Consider the following 213-nt stretch of genomic DNA (forward strand, 5'->3'; position numbering starts at 1 on the left):
GCCACGGCGCCGTGGCTTCGAAGCCGGTATCGAGGGGTCCACCCTTTGGGGACGGGTCGATGATCAGGCAGGCTGTTGTGAGGAGAGGATATATGGAGCAGTGGATTAACTTGTATCGGGCCTCTCACTCCCTGGAGGCGCACGCCTTGAAGGGGGCGTTAGAGGTAGAAGGGGTCAGAGTTCGCCTCAGTGGGGAGGGGCTCTCGGGGGCGC

The 213-nt window shown here is 62.9% G+C and carries 1 protein-coding gene; it reads left to right on the forward strand.

What is annotated here, in order from left to right; translation table 11 throughout:
• Positions 1 to 92: 92 nt before the first annotated feature.
• Positions 93 to 213: putative signal transducing protein (locus tag BN1127_RS22875; protein ID WP_231557503.1), on the forward strand; the 121-nt coding region annotated here is incomplete at its 3' end.

Source organism: Aeromonas media (genome assembly GCF_000819985.1).
Lineage (GTDB): Bacteria > Pseudomonadota > Gammaproteobacteria > Enterobacterales > Aeromonadaceae > Aeromonas > Aeromonas media.